This is a genomic window from Leifsonia sp. GW821-FHT13C09, assembly GCF_058806435.1.
In genome coordinates this window covers 22,971-29,532 of the sequence record NZ_JBXAPS010000013.1, presented here as the reverse complement: position 1 = coordinate 29,532, position 6,562 = coordinate 22,971, and the positions used below count along the sequence as shown (strand labels likewise).

The 6,562-nt window shown below is 63.5% G+C and carries 6 protein-coding genes; 2 read left to right on the top strand and 4 right to left on the bottom strand.

The features are described from left to right. Positions 1–507: 507 nt before the first annotated feature. Positions 508–783, bottom strand: a complete 276-nt coding sequence (locus AC1ROW_RS20865; protein ID WP_493021461.1) for a hypothetical protein — start codon at positions 781–783, stop codon at positions 508–510. A 395-nt stretch (positions 784–1,178) separates the two neighbouring features. Between AC1ROW_RS20865 and AC1ROW_RS20860 the strand changes: the two genes are divergently transcribed. Further along, positions 1,179–1,661 (top strand): transposase, encoded by a 483-nt coding sequence (locus tag AC1ROW_RS20860; protein WP_493021460.1) that lies wholly within the window; start codon positions 1,179–1,181, stop codon positions 1,659–1,661. Next, a complete protein-coding gene (locus AC1ROW_RS20855; RefSeq protein WP_493021463.1) occupies positions 1,658–2,647 on the top strand; it encodes an IS3 family transposase in 990 nt (329 codons plus the stop codon). Before AC1ROW_RS20860 ends, AC1ROW_RS20855 begins: the two co-directional genes overlap by 4 nt. Positions 2,648–3,297: 650 nt before the next feature. Here AC1ROW_RS20855 and AC1ROW_RS20850 read toward each other — a convergent pair. From AC1ROW_RS20850 to aroQ, 3 genes are read right to left on the bottom strand one after another with little or no spacing between them, the layout of a single operon-like run. Continuing rightward, on the bottom strand, positions 3,298–5,115 hold the full coding sequence (locus AC1ROW_RS20850) for a bifunctional sugar phosphate isomerase/epimerase/4-hydroxyphenylpyruvate dioxygenase family protein (protein WP_493021458.1): 1,818 nt from the start codon (positions 5,113–5,115) through the stop codon (positions 3,298–3,300). Beyond that, complete coding sequence (locus AC1ROW_RS20845) at positions 5,115–5,987, bottom strand: shikimate dehydrogenase (RefSeq protein WP_493021456.1); 873 nt, start codon at positions 5,985–5,987, stop codon at positions 5,115–5,117. The genes AC1ROW_RS20850 and AC1ROW_RS20845 overlap by 1 nt, the downstream gene beginning before the upstream one ends. After that, on the bottom strand, positions 5,984–6,469 hold the full coding sequence (gene aroQ / locus AC1ROW_RS20840) for a type II 3-dehydroquinate dehydratase (RefSeq protein WP_493021454.1): 486 nt from the start codon (positions 6,467–6,469) through the stop codon (positions 5,984–5,986). Before aroQ ends, AC1ROW_RS20845 begins: the two co-directional genes overlap by 4 nt. Between the last annotated feature and the right edge of the window lie 93 nt (positions 6,470–6,562).

Genomic DNA, 6,562 nt, shown 5'->3' with positions numbered 1-6,562 from the left:
GAACTCACTGCGGCATAATCACCAACAGCTGATCCCGCACGGTGTCGAGAAACTCCACCACTCAACGGGACGCCACCCCGGTTCGGCGGGCGTTTTGGCGCGCAGGAGGCGCGCACCCGCAGTTTTCCGGAGATCGCTCCCTCCCGGGCGAACGATTGCCGAATGGGCCCGGCTTGTGCGATCGATTGCTTCAGCGGGCAAACCGTCACTCGCCGACGTGGAATTCGAGACCGTCACGGCGCGCGTATCCTCCGCGCGCCAGCAACTCCTGCCGCGCCAGCAACTCGCGACCTCGCCGATCGGTGTCCGGTCTGGCGAGGCGTGCCATCGGGATGTTCCCGAAACCAATGCCCTCATACCTACACGTTGTGTTTCCAAAGCGGTTTTGGCGCGCAAATCCAAAACTCGTCGGAAATCCACGGCTACCTGACCGGGCAAACGCGTTCCCGCCCATCGACCCTGGCGCACCTCTGACCCGGCCGTCTGGCCGGGTCGGAGGTCGATGGATTAGACGCGTGCCGGTGGCCGCGCGGACTCATCCAGAGCGAGTCGGATGAGGTTGACGAAGGGGACGCACGCTGTCTCCGCGGTAAGTGCGGCGAGCCACCCGATTGGGGTGTTCGGGTCGGCGGCGACCGCCCACCCATCCGTTACGTAGCGGCTGACGGTGTCCACGCACTCCTGCTTCTCGGCGGCGGTCGGGTCCGGGGAACCTTCTATGCCGATGAGTCCGCCTGGCAGTTCCGGATCCATGTTGCTGGTGTCGATGATGAATACCTGCATCCCACTCACTCCCCAGGGGTCGATCGTTTTGAGCGCCTTTCCGGCGGGTGATCGAGAGCGCGTGTAGGTGTGTAGTGCCGGGACCGTGGAGTACCGGAAGGGAGCGAAGCGGAGTGAGGATACGCCGCGAAAGCCCGGCACGGAGCACCGGGAGGAAGCTACGATCGGGCGACGGAAAGACCCTCAAACCGTCAAGGCAGCGCCGCTTGCGGCGACCTCGCCTCGGCGGCATGTCAGGACTCGAATGTGGCCCCGGCATCGTCTCGGGTAACGACGCGGGGCCAGTAATGACACACCTCGCATCGACCAGTTGAGTAGCCACCGGTAGACGCCTTCGTTCACGTGGATCAGGGGCGCGGAATACGGATCGGTCGACGCTGGAGGCCTTTCAGAACATGGCAACCAGGTTGACGCGGGACCAGTTTGAAACAGGGCCGGCGCAGGCCGTTTCACTTAAGTGCCTGCGTGCATTCGCCTTTTCTCTTCGTATCTCTGGTGTTCCCCCGTTTCTTCGGTTACTTATCATCGGCCTTGTTTGGTTCGGGAGGTTGGTCTTTATGGCTAGACGTTTCCCTCGGGAGTTCCGTGTTCGTGCGATCGAGTTAGTCCGGATCAGTGACCGCCCGTTGTCGCAGGTCGCGCGCGAGCTCGGCATCTCGAACTCTGCGTTGTATCGGTGGGTGGCTGAGGACGACTTCGCCAAAGCCGAGGCGGAGAAAGCCTCCGGGCTGGTGCCGGTTCTCGACGCGGATGAGCAGGCGGAGCTGGTGCGGTTGCGCCGGGAGGTGCGCCGGCTGGAGACGGAGAACGAGATCCTCAAGCGCGCGGCGGCGTATTTCGCGAAGGAGAACGTGCTCCCAAAACATCTTTCCGACTGATCGAGCAGCTGACGACCGAGGACCCTCACCGGTTCAAAGTCGCGACGGTCAGCCGGTTGTTGGGGGTCTCCCGCTCCGGCTACTACACCTGGGCGCAGCACCACATCTCCGCCCGCAAAGCCCGGGATAAGGAGATCGCTGCGGTGATCGCCCGGCTCCGAGCCGAGAAGGGGGCGTTCTTCCACACCTACGGGTCGCCGCGGAAGCACGCCGAGCTGCGGATGGGCCACGGCTTTGCGATCGGCCGGAAACGAGTGGAGCGGATCATGCGCGAGCGCGGCTGGGCCGGCGCCGTCAAACGCAAGTTCCGGTTCCGCACCAACCCCGCCACCAGCGAAGACCGGGTGAACCGCAACTTCCACGTTCCCGGCCCGAACCGGCTCTGGCTGGGCGACATCACCGAACACCACACGGCTGAGGGCAAGGTCTACTGCGCCGTCGTCCTCGACGCTTACAGCCGGCTCGCGATCGGTTGGTCGATCGGCTCCCGGATGACCGCAGACCTGGTCGTGGATGCGCTGCAGATGGCCCGCTGGAGACGGTTCGGAGTCCGCGGGGCGATCATGCACTCCGACCACGGTTCCCAATACACCTCCTGGGCCTTAACCTCCCGCGTCCACGAAGCCGGCCTGATCGCCTCCATGGGCTCGGTCGGCGGCTGCTACGACAACGCGATGATGGAATCCTTCTGGTCCGGCATGCAGATCGAACTCCTCGACAGCCAGCCCTGGCAGTCCAGGCGGGAGCTGGGAACGGCGATGTTCTCCTGGATCGAAGCCTGGTACAACCCCCGCCGCCGACACTCCAGCCTGGGCTACCACTCCCCGGCCGACTACGAGAAAATCGTCCCGACGACAGTCACCCTGGCTGCTGAAACGACACATCAAACTGTCCGAGGAACCGGGGGAAGATCAGTATCGACAACATCGGCGGACGTGTGTCGCTGTCGCTGTCGCTGGCGCCGACGAGGGCCAGCAGTCCAATGAGAAGTGCCGCGCGATCGCAGCGACGACACGGTAGCGCTGGTGGCGCCAGACTAGTGGGTCCGGAGTCCCAGAATCGGTCAAAATGTGGACGGTGTCAGCGGTGGGAGCGACGCTCATGGCCGGTTCCTCCGATTGGATGGCGGGTGCCGGTTGGTTCAGGTCCTCGTCCCAACACCGGACGAAGCGAGCACTCTTGCGACGGCTGCGAAACGACCGGCACATGCTTTGGCGGCGATCATGCCGGGCGGACACTGACGAGATCGCGGCTGAGGCTGCTGGCATACGCCCCCGGTCCCGCGGTGCATCAGCGGACTCATGAGACGCCGATGATGCGGCGGGTGGATCACTGGGTGCGGAAGCGTGCTGAGCGGAGGCCGTTGGGCTTTACGACGAGCTTCAGACGGTGGTCGTCGTGCGCGCAAGGAGTCTCGGCATGCGGTATTTCTTGGTTCATGTGACCGTGCCGTACGGATCGGTGGTGACCCCGACCGGGCAGACGCGGCGCTGACAGGCCGGTCGCGATCCGCGCTCGGATGCGATCGTGAGGTCGTTCAGCCACCCGAATCGGACGGATGTTCTTGGGTCCTCGATCGTCCTAGGCCGAAGTAGGCACGACCCTTGCGCGAACTCCTCAGTGGATTCGTTGCCTGCTAGTTTCGCTGCCGCATCGCGGCGAGTCGCACTGACGCGTTGGGTGCACCGTACCCGTCGTATCCTTCGAGGCGTTGGATGAGTTCGAAGTAGAGATTTCCGATGGCCGGCGTGTAGGCATGCAGGAATTCGCCGTCGGCGTCGCGGTCGTAGAGCAGTCGATGGGCGCGAAGATCGTCGAGTTGCGCTTTAGCAAGACCGAATCGCGCACAGAGGTCCTCGTAGTAGTTATCGGGTAGCGCGAGGAGTTCCAAGCCACGGCCGATTAAGGTCGACGTCGTGCTGCGAATGTCGCATGTCGTGAAGGCGACATGGTTCAGAAACACGTCGGTTCGCTCACCATGCACCGGAGCCACGTTCATCGCGAGGCGGATGCCACGGTCGGGCGAAACGAGGGCACGGCTACGGACGAGCCCTGTCTCGCTCAGCAGGTCCTGGCCGTCGTCGATGTGGAGGCCAAGAATGCTGCGATAGAACAGTACCGCCTCGTCGACGCGCTGCCACGGCTGCACTAGGGCAATGTGGTCGATGCTGAGGACGCCGTCATCTGCTGCATGCTCAGCCCCGGGTTCGAATTCGGCCATCCAGTCTTCGTCGGTGGCGGTGAAGTAGAACTCCGTTCCGTCTGGCGCCGCAATGGCTGAGATGGGCGTCTCGTCGACGCGCTCGTCTCGCGGGACGCGGCGGGTACGGAGGGCTTCGGCTCGCAGCGCCAGGGCGCGAGCGTCGTCCACGCGCAAACCTATAGCGGCGAGCTTCGTCTCCCGGCCTTCGAGCTCGTCGTTGATGATGATGCGCGCAGAGCCCTGCTCCCAGAGTTCGACATTCTTGCGGCGGTGTTTTCCGCGGCGATGGAAGCCCAAAAGTGCAAGGGTTTCGGAGATCGCGTCGCCCTCTCCTGGCTGGATCTCAATGAATCCGAATCCCTGAGGTGGGGAGGCGGAAGGGATGGCCGCGAGTTCAACGCCGGCGTCCTGATCGAGGCGCGGGGAGGCGGTGGCGCGTCGCTCGCGAATCGTGTTTTCAAGCACCAGGAGCGATCGTCGCGCATCGCGGGCCGTGACTGAAGGATCACTCTGGCGGAAGACATCGTTGAAGACCTCGAGGGAGAGCGGACCGTCGTAGCCGGAATTAAGGGCCCGATCGACAAAGTCCGCGAGGTCCCAATCTCCCTCACCCGGGAACACCCGGTAGTGACGGCTCCAACTGAGAACATCCAGGTGCATGGCCGGTGCGTCGGCGAGTTGAACGAACATGAGTTTCTCGGCGGGGATCTCGGAGATCGTGGACAGATCAGTGCCGCGAGAGAGGATGTGGAAGCTATCCAGGCACACACCGAGTTTGGGATGGTCGGCCTGCTTGATGATTCGCCAGGCGTGGTCATAGGTCGAAACGTACCGACCCCACGCGAGCGCTTCGTAGGCGACCTTGACGCCATGGTCCGATGCGACCTGGGCAAGCCGATGCAATTGTTCGGCAGCGACGTCGTCGTCGTCGACAGTCGCGGTGCCCACGTTCGAGCAGACCAGTATCTTGTCGGCACCGAGCCGGGCCATCAAGTCGAACTTCGTTCGCGCTCGCTCCAATGAGCGCTCGAATGCTTCCTGACGCGTTCCTTCGATATCACGGAACGGCTGGTAGAGGTCGAGTGTGAGTCCGAGGTCAGCCGACCGCTGTCGTACCTCTTCCGGTGCCAGAGAGCTTGTGATGAGGTCGTTCTCGAACAGTTCGTAGCCATCGAATCCGGCACGGGCGATCGCCGCGAGCTTCTCGCGAAGCGACCCACTGATACAGACACTTGCGATCGATGCGCGCATCAGTTCACTCGCTTTCCATGTTGCGTCTCAAGCATGGTCAGGAAATGTAGACGCATGCGTTGTCTGTCGGGCTCTAGGCCAGTGATCAGCCGCAGGCTGTCAGCGGCTTGTCCCACCGCCATTCGGCCGCCGTCCAGTGCGCGGAGACCGCTGGCCCGCGCCGCCCGAAGCAGCTCGGTCTCGATGGGGAGGTAAACGATGTCGGCAACCCAGGATGTGCGCGGCAGGACGTCGACATCGAAGGAGCGCCCAGGATGCTGGGCCATGCCCATCGGCGTCGCATTCACCGCGCCGTCGGCACAAGCCAGTTCGCGCCGCGTGGAGACGGTATCGGCGGCGACGATCGTTTGGGATGGGAACCAGCGACGATACTTCTCGGCCATGAGAGTGGCGCGGTCGCCGTCGCGGTCGGATAAGGCAAGCCGTTTCACGCCCAGGCTCAGCAGGGCATATGCGGTTGCTGCCCCGGCTCCTCCCGTCCCGATCTGCACGATATGGTCGCGTTTCGCGTGCGGCAGACCCGCTGTGATGGCCGAAGCAAACCCCGTCCAGTCGGTGTTGTGCCCGATCATCCTGCCGTCTCGGAACAGAACGAGGTTGACGGCATCGAGGCGTTCAGCCTCGGGACTGAGCTCATCGAGGAAAGGGATCACCAGCTGCTTGCAAGGGTGAGTGATGTTGAGTGCGGCGTACCCTTCATCGCGTGCGCGTTGCACGATCTCCGCGGCATTCTGAATGTCGCTCGACTCGAGGAGGTCAAATACGTCGTATCGGTAGTCGAGGCCGAGCTCAGCCGCTTCTGTTTCGTGCATCGGAGGCGTGAGCGACTCGCGGATACCCTCGCCGACGAGTCCAACCCGATAGCTCTTCACGATGCTCGCTCCGATTCTCTAGCCCTGCCCGCTAGGAGTTCGATGGCGAACGTGTAGCCGCGCCAGCCGGCTCCCACGAAGACAGCCATTGCGACATCCGAAATGTACGAATGGTGCCGGAAATGCTCTCGTGCGTGCACGTTGGAGAGGTGCACCTCGACCACGGGCAAGCCTGTGTCTACGAGGGCATCCCGGATCGCCACGGAGGTGTGCGTGTATGCGCCGGCGTTGATGACGATGCCGGATGCCTGGTCCGTCGTGGCGGACTGGATGGCATCGATGAGCTCACCTTCGGAGTTGCTCTGGACGAATCGGACTCGCCATCCCGCTCGGTTGGCAGCTGCTGCTGTCTTCTGATCGATTTCGGAGAGCGTGAGGTGGCCGTAGTGGTCGGCGTCTCGACGACCCAGTGCGTTGAGATTCGGGCCGTTGACGACCAGAACAAGGTCGCGGTACGAGGGTGTGTCATCGGATGGCAGCATGGGCTTTTCGGTCTCCGTCTGGTGAGTGCGGGCGCAGCTTCGGTCCCGACGGTGAGCGGCCCCGCCCGTAGCGCGGCCGCTCACCGTGCGAGC